17 protein-coding genes and 1 tRNA gene are annotated in these 18,288 nt (G+C 37.7%); 10 read left to right on the forward strand and 8 right to left on the reverse strand.

Annotation, left to right across the window (positions count from 1 at the left end; all coding sequences use genetic code 11):
• Nucleotides 1-7: 7 nt before the first annotated feature.
• Nucleotides 8-595 carry a riboflavin synthase gene (locus tag H7U19_RS15650; protein ID WP_186563816.1) on the forward strand — a complete coding sequence of 196 codons (588 nt, stop codon included), beginning with the start codon at nt 8-10 and terminating at the stop codon, nt 593-595.
• 498 nt (nt 596-1,093) lie between these two features.
• Here the strand turns inward: H7U19_RS15650 and H7U19_RS15655 are convergent, their stop codons facing one another.
• Nucleotides 1,094-1,849 carry a hypothetical protein gene (locus H7U19_RS15655; RefSeq protein ID WP_186563817.1) on the reverse strand — a complete coding sequence of 252 codons (756 nt, stop codon included), beginning with the start codon at nt 1,847-1,849 and terminating at the stop codon, nt 1,094-1,096.
• Between the two features lie 3 nt (nt 1,850-1,852).
• Nucleotides 1,853-2,881 carry a DNA cytosine methyltransferase gene (locus H7U19_RS15660; protein ID WP_186563818.1) on the reverse strand — a complete coding sequence of 343 codons (1,029 nt, stop codon included), beginning with the start codon at nt 2,879-2,881 and terminating at the stop codon, nt 1,853-1,855.
• A gap of 331 nt (nt 2,882-3,212) precedes the next feature.
• Between H7U19_RS15660 and H7U19_RS15665 the strand changes: the two genes are divergently transcribed.
• Nucleotides 3,213-5,798 carry a GmrSD restriction endonuclease domain-containing protein gene (locus tag H7U19_RS15665; RefSeq protein ID WP_186563898.1) on the forward strand — a complete coding sequence of 862 codons (2,586 nt, stop codon included), beginning with the start codon at nt 3,213-3,215 and terminating at the stop codon, nt 5,796-5,798.
• A gap of 124 nt (nt 5,799-5,922) precedes the next feature.
• On the opposite strand, the gene H7U19_RS15670 is transcribed toward H7U19_RS15665, so the two are convergent.
• A tRNA-Ile gene (locus tag H7U19_RS15670) sits at nt 5,923-5,996 on the reverse strand.
• A gap of 77 nt (nt 5,997-6,073) precedes the next feature.
• Nucleotides 6,074-6,478, reverse strand: a complete 405-nt coding sequence (gene mce, locus H7U19_RS15675) for a methylmalonyl-CoA epimerase (RefSeq protein WP_186563819.1) — start codon at nt 6,476-6,478, stop codon at nt 6,074-6,076.
• 69 nt (nt 6,479-6,547) lie between these two features.
• On the opposite strand from mce, the gene rbfA reads away from it, so the two are divergent.
• Together rbfA and H7U19_RS15685 are read left to right on the forward strand one after the other, a co-directional pair.
• Complete coding sequence (gene rbfA / locus H7U19_RS15680) at nt 6,548-6,943, forward strand: 30S ribosome-binding factor RbfA (protein ID WP_186563820.1); 396 nt, start codon at nt 6,548-6,550, stop codon at nt 6,941-6,943.
• Between the two features lie 67 nt (nt 6,944-7,010).
• Entirely contained in the window at nt 7,011-8,216 is a 1,206-nt protein-coding gene (locus H7U19_RS15685) for an ABC transporter permease (protein WP_186563821.1), read from the forward strand.
• A gap of 161 nt (nt 8,217-8,377) precedes the next feature.
• On the opposite strand, the gene H7U19_RS15690 is transcribed toward H7U19_RS15685, so the two are convergent.
• The 4 genes from H7U19_RS15690 to H7U19_RS15705 form a co-directional block, all read right to left on the reverse strand.
• Nucleotides 8,378-9,505: a C1 family peptidase gene (locus tag H7U19_RS15690; protein ID WP_186563822.1), complete on the reverse strand. Its 1,128-nt coding sequence runs from the start codon at nt 9,503-9,505 to the stop codon at nt 8,378-8,380.
• A 76-nt stretch (nt 9,506-9,581) separates the two neighbouring features.
• A complete protein-coding gene (locus tag H7U19_RS15695) occupies nt 9,582-9,860 on the reverse strand; it encodes an Rdx family protein (RefSeq protein ID WP_186563823.1) in 279 nt (92 codons plus the stop codon).
• Nucleotides 9,861-10,009: 149 nt separating this feature from the next.
• Nucleotides 10,010-11,005 (reverse strand): tRNA dihydrouridine synthase DusB, encoded by a 996-nt coding sequence (gene dusB, locus H7U19_RS15700; RefSeq protein ID WP_186563824.1) that lies wholly within the window; start codon nt 11,003-11,005, stop codon nt 10,010-10,012.
• Between the two features lie 32 nt (nt 11,006-11,037).
• Nucleotides 11,038-12,165: a T9SS type A sorting domain-containing protein gene (locus H7U19_RS15705; RefSeq protein ID WP_186563825.1), complete on the reverse strand. Its 1,128-nt coding sequence runs from the start codon at nt 12,163-12,165 to the stop codon at nt 11,038-11,040.
• A 59-nt stretch (nt 12,166-12,224) separates the two neighbouring features.
• Here H7U19_RS15705 and H7U19_RS15710 point away from each other — a divergent pair, with 59 nt between their 5' ends.
• The 6 genes from H7U19_RS15710 to lepA all read left to right on the forward strand — a co-directional run bounded on the left by H7U19_RS15710 (nt 12,225) and on the right by lepA (nt 18,152).
• Complete coding sequence (locus H7U19_RS15710; protein ID WP_186563826.1) at nt 12,225-12,971, forward strand: prolipoprotein diacylglyceryl transferase; 747 nt, start codon at nt 12,225-12,227, stop codon at nt 12,969-12,971.
• 3 nt (nt 12,972-12,974) lie between these two features.
• Nucleotides 12,975-13,616 carry a DUF2441 domain-containing protein gene (locus H7U19_RS15715; protein ID WP_186563827.1) on the forward strand — a complete coding sequence of 214 codons (642 nt, stop codon included), beginning with the start codon at nt 12,975-12,977 and terminating at the stop codon, nt 13,614-13,616.
• Nucleotides 13,617-13,725: 109 nt separating this feature from the next.
• The gene (locus H7U19_RS15720; protein WP_186563828.1) at nt 13,726-14,355 is read left to right on the forward strand and encodes a hypothetical protein; all 630 of its coding nucleotides are present in this window, start codon (nt 13,726-13,728) and stop codon (nt 14,353-14,355) included.
• A gap of 221 nt (nt 14,356-14,576) precedes the next feature.
• Entirely contained in the window at nt 14,577-15,971 is a 1,395-nt protein-coding gene (locus tag H7U19_RS15725) for a radical SAM protein (protein ID WP_186563829.1), read from the forward strand.
• Nucleotides 15,968-16,174 (forward strand): hypothetical protein, encoded by a 207-nt coding sequence (locus H7U19_RS15730; protein WP_186563830.1) that lies wholly within the window; start codon nt 15,968-15,970, stop codon nt 16,172-16,174. Before H7U19_RS15725 ends, H7U19_RS15730 begins: the two co-directional genes overlap by 4 nt.
• A 181-nt stretch (nt 16,175-16,355) precedes the next feature.
• Nucleotides 16,356-18,152 (forward strand): translation elongation factor 4, encoded by a 1,797-nt coding sequence (gene lepA, locus H7U19_RS15735; protein WP_186563831.1) that lies wholly within the window; start codon nt 16,356-16,358, stop codon nt 18,150-18,152.
• Nucleotides 18,153-18,288 lie beyond the last annotated feature (136 nt).

Below are 18,288 nucleotides of genomic sequence, written 5' to 3' on the forward strand. Positions count from 1 at the left end.
GATTAAAATGTTTACTGGAATTATTGAGGCTTTAGGTACTGTTACTGATATAAAAAAGGAACTGGACAATCTACATATCTATATCAAAAGTAATATTACCGATGAATTGAAAATCGACCAAAGTGTGGCGCACAATGGGGTATGCCTTACAGTAGTAGATATAAATAAAGACATCTACACGGTTACAGCGATTAAAGAAACCTTGGACAAGTCCAATCTGGGGAGTTTAAAATCAGGGGATAGGGTAAACCTTGAACGCGCGATGAAATTAGGCGATAGGCTTGATGGCCATATCGTTCAAGGACACGTTGACCAAACGGCAACATGTACCAATGTAGAAAACGCCGATGGCAGTTGGGTTTTTACATTTGAATATGACCCTTCACTAAACAATGTTACCATAGAAAAAGGCTCAATTACTGTTAACGGTACGAGTTTGACCGTTGTGAATTCAGGAAGAAACAGCTTTAGCGTGGCCATAATTCCCTATACTTATGAGCATACCAACTTCAATACCTTCGAAATAGGCACTATGGTTAATTTAGAATTTGATGTTTTGGGGAAATATGTGACCAAACTAATGGCAACACGATAGCGTCTACTTTTTCAACATTTTTTTACCACCATAAAACAAAGCAACGAATATCCCAACAAGAACACCACCATCGATTGGGAAACCGGGTGGCGGGGGCGGTGCAGGTGGCGGAGGCCCTTGGGCTACGCATACAATGCTTATTAATACAAATAAGATTGAGGCAAATATTCTTTTATTTTGTATCATCATTGGGACGCAAATGTAACAAAAAAAGGGTCTTAGCAAAAGAAATATACCAAAAAAACATCCATAAAGCGTTAAATATTATCGATGAAATGCACGTTTCTTGATTGCAATTGCTATTCTAGCAAACGTTAAAAACCATTTAAAAGTATAATCCTGGCTAAATTAATCCCTTTATTTTAACATGATTACAGCACAAATATAAAAAAGTTTAGACTACACGCGGGTTAATGCCAATAAATTATTAACAAATGTAAAGTTAATAATTTGGAAGACTTTCTTTAGGGCGAAAACAAGCGCTATATGTAGGCTTATTTATGCCAAATTTGAAGAAATAATTTCACTTATTCCATTTAAATCCCCAGTCTGGATATAATAGTTAGAAGCATCCATTTTAGTTTTTCCGTTTAGAAGTGCGCTTTGAGGAAGTATCTGTTTTTTGGAAATAATTTCTTGAAGAAATATCGCATGGGTTATAAATCCAGGGATGTCATAAAACCAATCTTCAGCGGTAATCAATCCAAATAATTCATCTTTTCCAACTTTATCCGAATAGAACAGCCTGTTTTTCCTAAGGATATTTTTGATGTCCGGCTTTATTCTGATAAATACGAAAAAATCATATCGATAGGTATTACCGCTTTCTAAGTTGGGAAGGTAATGCCCTTTGTGATTCCAATCTTTTTCTTCAAGCAACAACAAGTTGGAAAAAAAAGCGGCCGATTTTACATTGATATGCTTTCCATTCACCACAAAATCAGAATCGTCCCAAAGATTTTGTCCCATAATCCTAAAATCTACTGGGGAGCATTCCAAGCCACTTGACGTGAAAAACTGAAACAAAGCTATCTCAGCCAATTTTCCCTGAAAAGTATTTGAAAATTTCTCGCCATTGCGCCTGTTGGACTGACCGCCAGACCTGTGGCCTCGATGAAACCCGCTTCCGAAACACATTTCATAAGCAAAATCAAAGGCCTTTTTTATGTCGATTTCATTTAAGGGGTTTCCGCTAAATGGCCGTTTAGAATTAATGAAATACCCGTTGGGGGCGTTGAATGATAATGGCCTCACGATTTAAAGCACTTTTACTATTTGATTTGCAATCCTTTCCACCAAAGGCATAGTGACCGAATTACCCGCTTGCATATACAGTTTGCTATTCGCAATGTTTGGCAAAATGTATCTGTCCATTGGATACCCTTGAAACGCAAAGCACTCTTTAGGAGTAAGCTTTCGGATACCGAAATCGTCTTTAATTAAAGGCACATTGTGCCCACCAGTACCCATATTGGCCGTTAAGGTTGGGCACACATTGCTTTTGTTTTCGCGCACATATACCCTTCGCCATTGATACATCGTATTCGGATTAGTCATGGTTTTCACCAATTCCGGGTAATATTTGTGATCAGGCGAATAGTAATATTTCTCGTCCTTTTTGTCGCTTTCCAAAAGGTCGTGAATGGTTTTGGTCAATGGCACTTTGCCTGGAAAATCAAAGTCTCTATAATTTGTAACTTGTTTCGGGTCAAAAGCCACGACAAATATTCGCTCCCTGTTCTGGGGGATATTGGCATGGGTCATAGAATTTAGCACCTCATAATACACCTTATACCCAAGTTTTTTCTCCAAAATCTCTAAAATGACTTTGAAGGTTTTCCCTTTGTCATGCGACACCAGATTTTTAACGTTTTCCAAAAACAACGCTTTTGGTCTGTGGGTTTCTATAATCTGTTCCACATCAAAAAACAAAGTGCCTCGAGTATCAGAAAAGCCCTTTCTGTAGCCCGCAATCGAGAAAGCCTGACAAGGGAAACCGGCGCAAAGCACATCAAATTTTTCAGGAATAAACTGCTTTATGGATTCATCAGTAATATCGCCAAAAGGGACATCGCCAAAATTGTCAGCATAGGTAACCTTGGCCTCTTTGTTCCATTCACTTGTAAATACACATTTACCCCCTACATTTTGCAAGGCCAATCGAAAGCCACCTATACCGGCAAAAAGGTCGATGAACTCAAATGTTGTGGATTCCGATGATGGGAAAGGGACGTTAATTTTAAAAGATTCGGTTTTAATCTCTTTCAGATTTTCTACTAATTGCATGCTGTTTATTGCCAAAATTTACTCGGACAAGATAGGGAGTCTTTAAGAAAATATTCGATTTATACTAGATGGTTTTACACTTTTTTTAAACAGGGTGCAATGGATGTCATAAAAAAATTCCAAACTAAAAAATATCTTGGGCTTCTAAGTTGGGCCACCACGGTTCGGAACAACTGATTCAATATTTCTTTACCATTTAATAACGAAGTTTGCTGATAATCAAGGGTATTGACTATATGTAAGCTTAAGGGTACTATATTTTTTCTAAACAAGTAAGATTTTGTACCTTTTATTACTATTTTTTTAAATTTGGGGTTAAATAATTTATCCAATGGAACAAGGAATTTTTGAAAAGATTTTTAAGGAGCATATTAAAATAGAGACATCACAAAAAAGTATTGACGGTTTGTTTACTCCTAGGATGAAGAATAAAACTGACTATAGCCCATATTATCAAAGAAATTATGTTTGGGATGAGAGTAAGGCTACTCATTTTATAGAAAGTATTTTTTTAGGAACAGAACTTCCTCCTCTAATCTTTTTCGAAAATGAAGACGGTATTGAAATAATTGATGGAAGACAACGGTACGAAACAATCTTTAGGTTCATGGAAAATGAGTTTTCTTTAAAGCTTAATGGATTAACGGTACTCACACAACTAAAAAATCTGAAGTATAACTCCCTTGGTAAGAAGTCAAACGATCTTCTAGAACGGTTTTTAGAGTGTAAAATTAGAATCATTAACTTTCAAATTGTAAATCATCCTCCCCTTAAAATTGATCTTCAAGACAGAATAAAAAAAGAGATTTTTCTTAGATACAACTCTGGAATCACGCCTCTGAAAAGAGAAGAGGTTGATGATGCTAGGTATGACAAAGATGAGCTAACTAATTTTTTCAAAAAGAAGCTTAATAATCAAAATACCCACCAGTTATTCCAAAGTACCCTATTTACTGGTTCAGACGTTATTTATAAAAAACACACCGTGGCGAAAATTATGAATCAAGTTAGGGTAGAGTTGGTTTTACCGAAATATCCAATTGAACAATTTTCAAAAGGTGGTGTCTCAAAGATCGTAGAGAAACTTTATGAGTTTTATATAACAAATAAAGACAAATCTGATGAAAAGGTTTTTATTGGGTTTAGAGATAAACTGGAGTTTTTATCCAAAGTCATCAAAAAATCTAAAAAAAATGAACGGAAAGTTAATCACCTTGGATTAAGGACATTGTTGTGGGGAATTGGTATTCTAGAAATAGAGGGGGTTAATGTTAAGTTTAAAAATGATTTGATAGAAAAGTCCTCTTTATTTATTGATGAGAATATTAATTATTTTTCAACAGAATATAGTACAAGAAGAGAGAATATTTTTAACCGATATTTAATAGTGCAAACCTTTTTAGAAAATATTTTTGATGTTGACTTATCATCATATATTTCAACTAATTCAAAGTTTGACAAAGTAAAAAAAGGGCTTTCGCATAGAACTCCTAAGACTAAACTTGAAGAGTTGAATAATCTCGGTTTATCTAAACCTGAACCCTCTAATATGTCGATTGAAGATGTGGTTAGAAAAATGAATAGAAGAAAGTTTCTAGTAAGACCTTCATACCAGAGGATTGAAGTCATTAATCAACAGAAAAAATCATCAATAATTGAGAGTATTTTACTTAACATAAAGCTACCCCCTATCTTTATTTTTAAACGTTTAGATGATGTTTATGAGGTAGTTGACGGTCAACAAAGACTGCTAACTTTATTGAGTTTTATTGGGGAATCGTATACAGATCAAAACGATAAGAAAATTTACTCAAAGGACAACAAATTCAAATTAAAAGACCTCAGGATATTGTCTGAATTGAATGGATTGAGCTTTGAAAATCTTACTGATAAAATGCAAGATAAATTATATGATTTTCAACTTTATATTGTTGAAATTGACTCTTATAAAAATCCTTCTTTTGATCCAATTGATTTATTCATAAGACTAAACGATAAACCATATCCTATAAAACAAAATTCTTTTGAAATGTGGAATTCTTGGGTTGACAAGGAAATCATTTCAAATATAAAAACATTAAAAAACGAATTATATCCGTGGTTTCACATAAAAACAATCACAAAAAAAAGTGATAGAGATAGGATGGAAAACGAAGAACTAATTACTTCCTTTTGTTATGTGGAAATGGCTAAAGGTAATCTTGGTGATGTTATTGATGTATATCAACGTGATAACATTGATCTTGAGAAGACAATTACATCTAAAATTAATGCTAGAATTAAAACAAAAAGTAGAATAAACAAACTTTTACTTGAAACCTCAAAAGACGAAAAGGTGAAAAAGGAATTTTTGGGTTCTATAAAAAATGTCAAGTCTAAAATCAAAAATTTAAAAACTATCTTAATTGACCGGAATCCACAAGAAAATGAATCTTTAGCCGATTTTTTAAAAACTGAATTGGATAAGATTGTTGTTGATGGCAATTCTAGAAAACTAAAAAACTTCTATTTAATCTGGATCTTAATTTCAAAATCAAATTTTCAATTAGTTAAATTTAAAAGAAACGACATGAAAAAAGATCTTGTTAAAATGATTAAGTTTTACAATAAAAGTCATTTGAATTTTTCCAAAGATCTCGATTATAATTTGGTAGACAAGTTTGCTGAGGACTCTAAGTTCTTCATTAAAAACTACAGTCCTATTTCAACTAGAAAAAGAAAACTTACAATGGATGAAAAAAAATCATTGTTGGATGAACAAGGTGGTAAATCTTCTATTAGCGGAGCCACAATGTATATATGGGACGAGATCGAAGTCGACCATAAAGTCCCTATATCACTTCAAGGAAAAGATGAAATCGAAAATTTAGGTATTGCACATAAGATTGAAAATAGAGAAAAAGGCAGTAAGCTTTAATGAAAAAAGTAAGAGCAAATAAGAGTTAAGCTTCAAAAAAGCTTAAAAACTGAATTGATACTCAATAAAATATACTAAAAGCGTTTTAAGAGACCAACCCCTTGGAAACCAAAGGGTTGGTTAGTGGTCCCACCTGGGCTCGAACCAGGGACTTTCTGATTATGAGTCAGATACTCTAACCAACTGAGTTATAGGACCCATTGCAAATTAATTGCAATTCTCTTAAATAAAGAGTGTGCAATATTACTATATATTTTAAAATCCTACAAGAGAATTTACCGCTTTATCTCTTGGCACAACTCAATCAACACGCCATTGGAAGACTTGGGGTGTAGGAACGCCACCAACTTGTTATCCGCCCCTTTTTTGGGGGTTTCATTCAATACTTTAAATCCTTCTTCGGTCAATCGTTTTATCTCTGCTTCAATATCGTCCACATCAAATGCAATATGATGGATGCCCTCTCCTTTTTTTTCAATAAACTTGGCAATAGGGCTATCTTCTTTTGTGGCTTCCAGCAATTCTATTTTGTTCTCGCCAACCTTAAAAAAAGAGGTGCATACGCCCTCACTTTGTACTTCCTCCACTTTATAATGTGGTTTGCCAAAAAGCTTTTTAAATAAGGCGTTTGAGTCTTTTAAGCTCTTTACCGCTATCCCAATATGTTCTATTTTGTTCATTCCCTGTTACTTTTAAAGAAAGATACAAAATATGCACTATTTTTGCATCAAAGGTGTATCAATATTTCTATGGAAGAAACGCAAAGACAGAAAAAAATAGGTTCGGTATTGCAACGTGATTTGGCCGATATTTTACAACGCTCGGCAACGGATGGTGGCATGCACGGGGTGATTATTTCGGTTTCAAAAGTAAAGGTGACCGTAGATTTGTCGGTGGCCAAAATATACCTGAGTATTTTTCCGAACGATAAAGGGAAGGAACTTGTTGAAGGCATTAGAAGCAATACCCCGCTTATTCGGCATGAATTGGCGCAACGCACCAAGAACCAGTTAAGGCGCATGCCCCAATTGGAATTCTTCATTGACGATTCTTTGGAATATATTGACCGTATCGAACAATCCTTAAAAGGAAAGGACAACCCTCTTGATAATCCCGATTTACTGGATAAAAGAAAAAAGTCTTAGTCGGTTTAAAAAAACCTTCAATAATTACGTTATAGTTTTTAATTATCTTTTTTATTAGACAATAGTATTGAATGTTCCGTTTTATATAGCTAAACGTTACCTGCGCTCCAAGAGCAGTAATAATGCTATTAATTTTATCACCATTATCGCCCTTATTGGCGTGGTTTTAGGCGCGGCATCCTTGTTTGTGGTGCTGTCTGGGTTTGCAGGATTAAAGGATTTTACCTTGCAATTTTCCACTATTGTTGATCCCGATTTAAAAGCCGAAACAACAATCGGGAAGTCTTTCGTATTGAGCTCCACCCAACGGAAACAGCTCGATGCGCTTGAAGATATTTCCCTATATTCCGAGGTGATTGAAGAACGGGTTGTCGTGCTCGCAGACGGTAAAAACTATCTGGCCAGTATCAGGGGCGTAGACGCTAATTATAACAAGGTAAACCCTATCGATTCCGTAATTTCCTATGGCAGTTGGTTAGAGCAAAAAACCAATCAGATTGTAGCCGGGTGGGGCGTATCCCAAAACCTGTCTTTCGGGGTACTTGACTATGGAAAGGCCGTAAATCTCTATGTGCCAAAGCCAGGAACGGGCCAAATCGAATCCATTAAAAGTGCCTTTAATACGGTTCGCGCCATCAATGTGGGCATCTTCGATATCAATGAAAAATTAAACGATAACTATGTGTATGCGTCCATTAGTTTGGCAAGACGGTTGTTAAGTTATCAACCGAATCAAATTTCGGCCATTGAATTCAAACTTAAAGAAGGGGCGGACGAAACTGCAGTAAAAACACAAATCCAAACTATTTTTGGGAATAACGTAGCACTAAAAAACCGTGTCCAACTCAATGATGCCCTATATAAAATGCTAAACAGTGAAAATCTGTTGATTTATCTTTTGCTTACCCTCGTTTCGGCTTTATTGATATTTAACGTTGTTGGTTCCATCATCATGATGATTCTCGAAAAAAAACCGTCGCTCAACACACTTTTCAATTTGGGCGTACCCATAAAAAATATGCGAAAGATTTTTTTTATACAGGGCTCGGCAATTACGCTTATAGGTTGTGTAGTTGGTCTGCTTTTAGGGTTTTTGGTGGTGTTGCTTCAACAAACTTTCGGACTTGTTCCCATCACGCCAACCTTGGCCTATCCTGTCAGTATAAAACTGGAAAACTTTGTCATCGTGTTCCTTACCATTTCGGTGTTGGGCATTTTATCTTCTAAAATAAGTGCTACGAAAATTACGGAGAAGTTGGTTACTGGGTATTGATGTCTTGGGCGAGTTGCCATTTCCAAAAAAATGGCAACCGGCTTTCGGCAATCGCTTTCTCCCGATAGCTATCGGAAGAGGGAATTCAACAGACCCCCCGCTGAACGCAGTCTAAGCATGCCTCAATCCCTCTCGCGGGTAATATTTACATTGGTTTTTTCTTAATCAACGCCTAGTTTATTTGCCAATACGTTGGTAATAGCATCTTTATGCACGGTAATACTGATAGCTTTCAAACGCATGTAGCTTCCGCTAAAATATACATAACCACCATTGGCATTTCTATTGACATCTGTTCCCCAACTGTTTTTTACCTTGTAATATTTAGTCCCATTTTGGTCTTTTAATATGCCCGTAATGTGCATTAAATGATCGTCGGTAGTGGTGAAGTTTTCAAATTCGTCCTGACGGTATTGTTGCGTAATTTGTTTTTCAGGATAAATGGCCTCTAAGGCTTTTTCGTTGTTTTCTGTTGATTCTGGAATTATTGCCACACCGCTTTCGGAGGAAAATGTTCGTTCACTCACATCGCAGTCTAACTCTACTGTAAATCCATTTTCCAGAGCATTGTCTATAGTTTGCATCATCTCATCCAAATTCACATTATAAAAACTGCCATAGCTCCAATTATCTGGAACGTTTAAAATAAATTTTGAATAAAATGGCGCATGTGTAAACGATGTGATACTTACATAATCTGACGGATTAATTTTTGTCATTTCTAAAAACGACTGCGGTGTATAGGTTTTGCCATCATACTTAAATGTCTTTGGGTTTTCGCCAATATATGTCGAAAGCACAGCATCTATGGCTGGTTTCCATTTTTTGCTTAACTTTTTTCCTGGATTATCTACATAGGTTTCTACCATTCCTCTTAAAACTGCGACTAATTCAGCATGATTATGATAGGTTTCGCCTCCAAATAAACCACTAAATGCAGTATTCGGCACCAAGCCGTATTCTGCTACAGAATTAAGTACATCGTGTGCTAAACCACCTTCACTAAATTGCGCTTTCCCTTGGCGCATCACAAAATTATCTGCCTTTTTGGGATAAGTATTGCGTACCGTGTACATTTCAGATAAGTCAATTTGCTGTCCTGTAAGTCTAATAATTTCAGATTCTAAAAACGACGTGCTTGAAAAGCTCCAACATGTCCCAGTGCGACCTTGACTAATGACAGGCGTTGCTTCTAAATCAATAACTTCGGTAAACTGATAGGGCTCTTGCGCTTTAAGACATGTAAATGAAAGTGAAACTGTGAGTAGTGAAAAAATGAATTTAAACATAGCGAGTGATACTTTTAGATAAATAGTATGGCTAAGGTATAGAAATGATTCTGCTTAAAACAACGACCAATATTGATTATTTTTTTCGATCAATATGGCCTAAATCCTTATCTGGCGCAATCACATCCCTAACTTGTCGTTTCAGTTCGGTAATTTCAGGAAAACCATTCATGTCTTTCCGCGACCAGATTTTTTCATCATTGGCATAAACCTCAAAAATGCCTCCAGAGCAAGGAACCAATGTCAATTCATCGATTTCATCAGCAAAAGTAGTTAACAGTTCTTGGGACATCCAAGTGGCGCGTAACATCCATCGGCATTGGGTGCAGTAGATAATTTTGATTCTATTTTCCATTAATCAATCTGGGTTTTAAAAGCTATGCTAAAGGAACAAAAAAAATTACACGGTGTTGTCATTCCTGCGAAGGCAGGAATCTAAAATCGTTACTAAGAGAGGTGGATTACTGCCTTCGCAGGAATGACAGAACGTTTTTCAGGTGGTTCTTAGCTCGTAAACTCATATCCCGCAAATCGCTCCAAAACCTCATCAAACGTAGCAAAAACATCCTCGGAGTGGTCACTCGTCACCATTTTCATGCGATAGTCCTTAAAATGCGGAATGCCTTTAAAGTAGTTGGTATAATGACGACGGGTTTCAAATACCCCAAGTTTTTCGCCTTTCCAATCAATAGACATTTGTAAGTGGCGTCGTGCTGCTTCCACACGTTCTTCTAAAGAAATTGGAGGCAAATGTTCACCTGTTTCAAAATAATGTTTTACCTGTTTAAAAAACCAAGGGTTTCCTATACTAGCACGACCGATCATCGCACCGTCCAAACCGTAACTATCACGCATTTCTATCGCACGCTCGGGGGTATCCACGTCCCCGTTTCCAAATACAGGAATATGCATTCGCGGATTATTTTTTACCGCCGCAATCGGTTTCCAATCTGCATTACCTTTATACATTTGAGCGCGAGTACGGCCATGGATGGCAATGGCTTTGCAACCCACATCCTGCAAGCGTTCGGCCACCTCAACAATTTTTATGGAATCGTGGTCCCATCCCAAACGGGTTTTTACCGTAATGGGCAAATGGGTACGCTTCACCATTTCGGCCGTCAGTTTTTCCATCAAACAGATGTCCTTTAAAATACCGGCTCCAGCACCTTTGCTAACCACCTTTTTCACCGGACAACCAAAGTTGATATCAATAATATCCGGGTTGGATTTTTCAACGATATCAATCGTTTGGAGCATACTGTCTAAATTCGCCCCAAAAACCTGAATACCCACAGGACGCTCCTTTTCATAAATGTCCAGTTTCATCACACTTTTGGCCGCATTTCGTATCAACCCTTCACTGGACACAAATTCGGTATAGACCACATCGGCCCCCTGCTCCTTGCACAAGGCTCGGAACGGTGGGTCGCTCACATCTTCCATTGGCGCTAAAAGCAACGGAAAATCAGAGAGTTCTATGTTGTCTATTTTGACCACGTGTATAAATTTTGCGCAAAAATAAGTGAATTTTATCGTTTTACAACTCGTTTCACAATGGAGCTTTGGTTCATAAAATTGATCTTCACCAAATAAACGCCCGAAGCCATATTGCTCATATCTATTTGTGCTTGGTTGCCTTTAGACAGCAATACCGACTTTGTATCGAAAAGTTCCACAGAGACTATGCCTTCTCCATTTACATACAAAACCTCAACTACCGGATTTGGAAAAAGTTTGATGCTTTCGTTGTTTTCAAAATTGGAATTACTAAGCGCGCCCTCGTCTATTGAAAACGCCATTAGCTTGGCATCATCAGAAAAGGTAATTCCCAAACGAGTGACGGAAAAAGATTCCGAAGTCATTAAATACCGATTGGCGCTAACGAAGGCAATACCCTCAATTTGTTCCTGCCCAACATCCAATGCTGATTTTGTATTAGTTCCTGAAAACACATCGTTCCCGTTAAAACTCTCGCTTGTCCAAATAAAGGGCACCAAAAGATTGGAATAGCCCACTAAATACAATTTCCCCGAGGTATCATTAAAAAACCCTCCTGTAATAAGGCCATCACTTTCCAAAGTGGAATTTAACGGATTTACGGCAAATGTCCCCGGCGTTTTTGGAATGAGATAGCCTTTTGTAATGTTATTAACCCAATCTTTTGTGAACAGTATTAAATGCGTATCACTGTTAGATACTAAAGCCTCCGCATCCCATTCGGTATTATTTAAATTTGCCGTAAAATCGGATTGGTCGGCGTAACTGAAGTCAATCGTTTCAGCGATAATATCGGTAGAATTGAGATAATCTACTTTACTGATTTTATGAACCTTTAAGTCGGTTCGGTCACCACTATTGTTACCAATATCGCCAATGAAAATTGATGTGTCGTCCTGCGTCAAAGCTTCCCAATCGGTATTCGTGGCATTGACGACCGTAACCGTTCTGGTAATAGTTCCTGAAATGGTGTCTAGCTCATACAGCTTGTTTTCCCCACCCGAATCGGTAATGGTAATCAATTTATCATTAAAAAAGATGGCTCCCGAAGACTCACTCAAAGTATTGGGCAATTTGAATTTCTGAGACACCTCTATGGTCTGCCCGAATATGGGATTCAGTCCGTAAACAACAATAACAACCAATACAAAATGCCTCATACCTTATGGATATTTAACAAAAGTAGGACAAAACAGGTATATTTAGAAAATTTTACGATTTGGACATCCCCTTTGAGCCCCAACTTTTTGGCTACACCATTAATGTACATTTGATACTGGAATATCTGGCCTTTTTTGTGGCCTTTCGCTACTATGTAGTTTTAAGGCGAAAAAGTAGCGACCGTATTTCTTCAAATAACCGCTTGTCCATCATCCTTGGGGCCGCTTTGGGGGCTTTAATCGGGTCGCGGGTTGTGGGGTTTTTAGAGAATCCCGTTTTTCCGGTTTCACAGGAAAATTTGATTCAATTGTTGAATACCAAAACCATCATGGGCGGTTTGTTTGGTGGGCTTTTGGGTGTGGAACTGATGAAGAAATATATAGGGGAAACCCAATCCTCGGGGGATTTGTTTACGTTCCCTATTATTTTGGGGATTTTTATTGGGCGCATTGGTTGTTTTTTGTCAGGTACCAATGAGTTTACTTATGGCAAGGAAACTTCATTTTTCACCGGTATGGATTTGGGAGATGGCCTGTTGCGCCACCCAACGTCGCTTTACGAATTGGTGTTTTTGGTGCTCTTGTTTTTTGGTTTGAAACAATTACAAAACAAAGCAACTTTAAAAAACGGCGATCTCTTTAAGTGGTTTATGATTCTCTACTTCGGATTTCGATTTTGTATTGAATTTTTAAAACCAAATGTGTTTTTTGTTTTTGGATTAAGTACGATTCAAATTTTATGTGTAGTTTGTTGGGGGTATTATTGGAGGACGATAATAATTTCAATTAAAAGCTTTAGAATATAGAAATTGGAAATTGTAGAAAATAAAAAATATTATCACATACATCGAGGTCATTTATTGGAAATAGGTAAAACGGTCTTCATCGGAAAAGAAAAAAATGGTTTTAACGGTTATTTTGACAAATTTGGGCACAACTATAAATCTCCAATAACTGGAGAAATGGTTAATTCCTATTTTTTATCAGACAAAATGACTGAATTTACAATGACCAATCTTAAAAACCCTTATTTAGAAAAGCATTTTTCATATGACAGGGACGAAGCTATTAGACATTTAACAAATACCTTAAGTCATTACATTAAGTTCTCAAGAGAACAATTGTTTGAAGAAGTTAGACAGGAGTTTTTTCCGAATTATCCTTCACGAATTAAGTGCTTATGGATTATTCCTGATGATCAAACTGCTGTAGATTATTGGTGGAATGCTTTAGGACAAAAAGGAAAAATATTTGAAATCAATGTTTCAGGTAAAGTCCATCAAGCAAGTCAACAATATTTAAACTTATCTACAAATTCATTCGATTTTATCAGAGAGCAAGCCTTTAAGTATTGGACAGCTAAAACAGGAATTAATAAAGTTGAAGATGAGTGTCTATTTGAAGGTTTTGTAAATGTCGTAGCAGAAAAAACAATCTTAGATTTTAAATAAACTATACTTACAAAAGGTAATCGCTGAACAAAGCTAGCAAACACACCTGCGTTCCTTTGCCTTTTAAAGAAAACTTTAAAAAGTATCGACCTATTAAAAGTAAAAAATTATGAATGTTATAAATCAACTTTCCTCATCACAAGGCCAAAAAGGGAATGACACCAATATCGCCCTAGCCAAAGACATTGCAACAACCGAAAATAACGATGCCATTAGAGAGCTGGTTGAGAATCTGGAAAACAAGGGCAAAAAAATACAGGCGGATTGCATAAAAACACTTTATGAAACCGCTTATATAAAACCTGCCTTGATTGCGGATTATTATTCGGAGTTTTTGGGGTTGTTGGGTAGCAAAAACAATAGATTGGTTTGGGGAGGTATGATTGCGCTATCCACAATCGCTGATTTAAAACCCAAGGAATTATTTGAATCTATAGATTTGATTTCTGATACGGTAAATAAAGGTTCGGTGATAACGGTGGATGCTGGCGTTCAGATATTTGCAAAACTCAACACCTATCCGGAGTATCAAGATAAAGTTGAAAACTTGTTGACTGACCTGTTATGGAACTGCCCCATAAAACAATTGCCTCAGTATATGGAGAAGGCGGCTGTTTCGATAAGCAAACATAATAAAGAGATTTACCAAAGGATCATCACTGAACGCAAAGTGGAATGTGAAAAAGAATCACAAGTAAAACGACTTGATAAAGTGTTAAAACAGATGGAGAAGCTATGAAGCCAGCAAACTCACCCGCGTTAGGGATTGCAGCGGCATCCTTTTTAAGGCTATTAAAAAACCTAATTTTGATTTTAGGCTGATTATTTAAAAGATTGCCACGGCGTAAACGCCTCGCAATGACGCATTAAAAAGATATAGCGGAAAGCCCGCCCCGAGGATGGATTTTATATGTTTCGGACGAATGTGACATCGAGGGTAACGCCCAAAAATATTTAAAAATGCCAACGAGAAAATATACGTATTACGATTTTACCCTGAGCTTGTGCCCTGAGTGTTTACAGCGTGTGGATGCGAAAATTGTGTTTGAAAACGGGAAGGTGTATATGCTTAAGCGATGCACTGAGCATGGGAATTCGAAGGTGTTGATTGCCGACGACATAGACTACTACAAAAACATTAGGAATTACAATAAGCCGAGTGAGACGCCATATACCTTTAACACGAAAACGCATTATGGGTGCCCGTACGATTGTGGGTTGTGCCCAGACCACGAACAGCATTCGTGCCTCACGGTGGTGGAGGTGACGGATCGTTGTAATTTGACCTGCCCCACCTGTTATGCGGGGTCGTCGCCCACATACGGTCGGCACCGAAATTTGGAGGAAGTGAAAGCCATGTTGGATGCTGTAGTCCGAAACGAAAAGGAACCCGATGTGGTCCAGATTTCGGGTGGGGAACCTACGATTCATCCGCAGTTTTGGGCCATTTTGGATTATGCAAAATCTTTGCCGATTCGGCATTTGATGCTGAATACCAATGGGATAAAAATTGCCAAGGATTTCGCTTTTGCGGAACGGCTAAAAACCTATGCCCCTGATTTTGAAATTTATTTGCAGTTTGATTCGTTTGAAAATGAAGTGCTTCAAGAATTGCGTGGAGCGGATTTATGGGATATTCGCCAGCAGGCTTTGGAACATTTGAATGTTTTGAATTTATCGACGACTTTGGTGGTAACGCTTCAAAAGGGTTTGAATGATGATGAAATTGGGAAAATTATTGATTTTGCACTGCAACAAAAATGTGTGCGCGGGGTGACGTTTCAACCCACGCAAATTGCGGGACGATTGGATAATTTTAATCCCGAAACAGACCGAATGACCCTAACGGAAGTGCGCCGAAATATTATGGAGCAGACCGATATTTTTACTTCGGACGATTTATTGCCCGTGCCATGCAATCCCGATGCCCTAGTGATGGGCTATGCCCTGAAATTGGATGATGAAGTGTTTCCCTTGACACGCTACGTCAACCCCAACGATTTGCTGGACAACAGTAAGAACACCATTATTTATGAGCAGGATGAGCAGTTGCACGGCAAAATGATTGAACTGTTCAGTACGGGAAATTCGGTGGAAGTGGCCGAAGAAAACCTAAAAAGTATCATGTGTTGCTTGCCAAATATTGATGCACCAAATCTGGGATATGACAATTTATTTCGTATTATTATCATGCAATTTATTGACGCTTACAACTTTGACGTGCGCGCCATCAAAAAATCCTGCGTGCATATTGTGGATAAAGACAATAAAATCATTCCGTTTGAAACGATGAATTTGTTGTATCGGGATGACAAGAAAAAACAACTGGACACACTTAGATCGAATATTTTATGAACTCATTATTAATGGAAGCAAACTACGATGCCCTGTTATATTTAGTCTTGGCCATCATGTTTGGCCCAGCAATAATATTGACCATCATTGGCCTGCTGGTTCGAAAGACCAACAAAAAGGCGGCCAAGGTACTTTTTATTATTGCCGCCGTTTACTGTATAATCAGTTTGGGGATTTGTGGTGCTTTGGCTGTTGGGTTTTAAAATTTAATCCGAAAGCCATTCCCGTATTTTGGCATTCAAAACAATTCAGGGAAATAAAAAATACTTGAAATTTTCTTGTTTCTAAAAGACCTCACAGGTTTCGAAAACCTGTGAGGTCTGGCACGACATCTGACCAAAAAACAACTATATTTGCAACATCTTTTTTTAGGTGAATTGATTTATGAAGCACATTAGGAACTTTTGCATTATCGCGCATATTGATCATGGGAAAAGTACGTTGGCCGACCGTTTGTTGGATTATACAGGTTCGGTAACGGCACGTGAAAAGCAGGACCAGTTATTGGACAATATGGATTTGGAGCGCGAACGTGGGATTACCATCAAATCGCACGCCATTCAAATGGACTACGAGTATCAAGGCGAAAAATATATTTTAAACCTCATCGATACCCCTGGTCATGTGGATTTCTCTTATGAAGTGTCCCGATCTATTGCCGCTTGCGAAGGTGCTTTGTTGATTGTAGATGCGGCGCAAAGCATTCAAGCACAAACCATTTCCAATTTATATCTGGCTTTGGAAAACGATTTGGAAATTATTCCAGTTTTAAATAAAGTGGATTTGCCAAGCGCCAACCCAGAAGAAGTGACAGATGATATTGTGGATTTATTGGGTTGTGACCCTAAAGAAGTGATTCATGCCAGCGGTAAAACCGGCTTTGGTGTGGACAACGTTCTGTCCGCTATTATTGAGCGCATTCCAGCACCAAAGGGTGACCCAAATGCACCATTGCAAGCCTTGATTTTTGATTCTGTTTACAACACCTTCCGCGGGATTGAAACCTATTTTAGGGTATTTAATGGTGAAATCAAGAAAGGGCAACATATTAAATTTGTCGCCACAGGCAAAGATTATTACGCCGATGAAGTGGGTACTTTAAAGCTGAATCAAGTCGCCAAACAAAGCATAAAAGCTGGTGATGTTGGCTATTTGATTACAGGTATAAAAACGGCCAAGGAAGTAAAAGTTGGGGATACCATTACAGATTTTGCTAAACCAACTCAAAACATTGTTGAAGGGTTTGAAGATGTGAAACCTATGGTATTTGCCGGGATATATCCCGTGGACACCGAGGATTATGAAGAACTTCGTGCATCCATGGAAAAACTGCAACTGAATGATGCCTCTTTGGTGTTTCAACCTGAAAGTTCAGCAGCATTAGGTTTTGGTTTCCGATGTGGGTTTCTAGGGATGCTCCACATGGAAATTATCCAGGAACGCTTGGAACGCGAATTTGATATGACGGTAATTACCACAGTGCCCAACGTGTCCTATCATGCATTTACAAATAAAGAACCCGACGAGATAATTATTGTAAACAACCCGTCTGATTTGCCCGATCCTTCTACTTTAAACCGTGTGGAAGAACCTTATATCAAGGCTACCATTATTACAAAAGCTGATTTTGTGGGCAACGTGATGTCACTGTGTATCGAAAAGCGCGGTATTATCACCAATCAAACGTATTTGACCACCGAGCGGGTTGAACTGACATTTGAAATGCCTTTGGCAGAAATTGTTTTTGATTTTTATGATAGGCTCAAAACAGTATCAAAAGGCTATGCGTCTTTTGACTACCACCCCATTGGTATGAAGCCTTCAAAATTAGTACGATTGGATATCTTACTGAATGCGCAACCAGTTGATGCACTTTCGGCCTTGATACATGCAGAAAACGCCCAAACCATTGGTAAAAAGATGTGTGAGAAATTAAAAGAACTGATTCCGCGTCAGCAGTTTGACATTCCAATTCAAGCGGCTATTGGTGCCAAAATTATTTCGAGGGAAACTGTAAAAGCCCTCCGAAAAGACGTAACTGCAAAATGTTACGGTGGCGATATTTCGCGTAAACGTAAACTTTTAGAAAAGCAGAAAAAAGGTAAAAAACGCATGCGCCAAGTAGGTAATGTTGAAATTCCGCAACAAGCATTTATGGCGGTTCTGAAGTTGAATGATTAAGCACAGACTTTAGCGCATTGTTACTAGGGATTGTAGTGGCATACGTTTTAAGGCTTTTGAAAAGCTAAATTTGATAATAAAAATCATTTATAAGATTGCCAAGTTGCTTTGCTCCTCGCAATGACGCCTTAAAAAA

The sequence above is a fragment of the Hyunsoonleella aquatilis genome (assembly GCF_014270105.1).
Lineage (GTDB): Bacteria > Bacteroidota > Bacteroidia > Flavobacteriales > Flavobacteriaceae > Jejuia > Jejuia aquatilis.

Coding starts and splice junctions, on each gene's coding strand:
- H7U19_RS15650 (WP_186563816.1), top strand. CDS start 8: ATGTTTACTGGAATTATTGAGGCTTTAGGTACTGTTACTGATATAAAA.
- H7U19_RS15660 (WP_186563818.1), bottom strand. CDS start 2,881: ATGCAATTAGTAGAAAATCTGAAAGAGATTAAAACCGAATCTTTTAAA.
- H7U19_RS15665 (WP_186563898.1), top strand. CDS start 3,213: ATGGAACAAGGAATTTTTGAAAAGATTTTTAAGGAGCATATTAAAATA.
- mce (WP_186563819.1), bottom strand. CDS start 6,478: ATGAACAAAATAGAACATATTGGGATAGCGGTAAAGAGCTTAAAAGAC.
- rbfA (WP_186563820.1), top strand. CDS start 6,548: ATGGAAGAAACGCAAAGACAGAAAAAAATAGGTTCGGTATTGCAACGT.
- H7U19_RS15690 (WP_186563822.1), bottom strand. CDS start 9,505: ATGTTTAAATTCATTTTTTCACTACTCACAGTTTCACTTTCATTTACA.
- H7U19_RS15695 (WP_186563823.1), bottom strand. CDS start 9,860: ATGGAAAATAGAATCAAAATTATCTACTGCACCCAATGCCGATGGATG.
- H7U19_RS15705 (WP_186563825.1), bottom strand. CDS start 12,165: ATGAGGCATTTTGTATTGGTTGTTATTGTTGTTTACGGACTGAATCCC.
- H7U19_RS15720 (WP_186563828.1), top strand. CDS start 13,726: ATGAATGTTATAAATCAACTTTCCTCATCACAAGGCCAAAAAGGGAAT.
- H7U19_RS15725 (WP_186563829.1), top strand. CDS start 14,577: ATGCCAACGAGAAAATATACGTATTACGATTTTACCCTGAGCTTGTGC.
- H7U19_RS15730 (WP_186563830.1), top strand. CDS start 15,968: ATGAACTCATTATTAATGGAAGCAAACTACGATGCCCTGTTATATTTA.
- lepA (WP_186563831.1), top strand. CDS start 16,356: ATGAAGCACATTAGGAACTTTTGCATTATCGCGCATATTGATCATGGG.